The organism is Mesorhizobium sp. M7A.F.Ca.ET.027.03.2.1, from assembly GCF_003999175.1.
GTDB lineage: Bacteria > Pseudomonadota > Alphaproteobacteria > Rhizobiales > Rhizobiaceae > Mesorhizobium.
The window spans coordinates 1-582 of sequence record NZ_RZOM01001788.1; the positions used below are offsets into that span (position 1 = coordinate 1).

Sequence of the window (582 nt, forward strand, 5' to 3'; positions counted from 1 at the left end):
GCGGTGGCGCGCGCCGGCGGTTTTCGCGATGGCGCGCGTGCCAGCGGCGGCAGCGCCTCCGGCTTGAGTGAAGCGGTGCGTCGCCTGGAAGCGCAGCTCGGTGTCAGGCTGTTCAACCGCACGACGCGCAGCGTTGTTCCGACCGAGGCGGGCCTCAGCCTGCTGGAGCGGCTCGGCCCGGCGCTGTCGGAGGTGGAGGCGGCGCTGGATGTGGTGAACGGCTTTCGCGACAGGCCGGCGGGTTCGCTGCGTCTCAATGTGCCGGTCAGCGCCGCGCGGCTGATATTGCCGGATATCGTGCCGGGTTTTCTGGCCGCCTATCCCGGCATCCGGTTGGAGGTGATCGCCGACGAGAACTTTGTCGACGTGCTGGCGGCCGGCTGCGACGCCGGCATCCGCTATGACGAGCGGCTGGAACAGGACATGATCGCGGTGCCGATCGGACCGCGGGTGCAGCATTTCGCCACCGCCGCCAGCCCTGCCTATCTTGAGCGCCATGGGCGGCCGCAACACCCGAGCGACCTGCTTGGCCACTCTTGCGTGCGCGGGCGCTTTGCCAGCGGTGCGATGCTGCCTTGGGAG

General features: G+C 69.8%; 1 protein-coding gene. It reads left to right on the plus strand.

The features are described from left to right. The coding region (locus EN750_RS38075) for a LysR substrate-binding domain-containing protein (protein WP_127399509.1) at positions 1 to 582 on the plus strand (582 nt) is incomplete at both ends.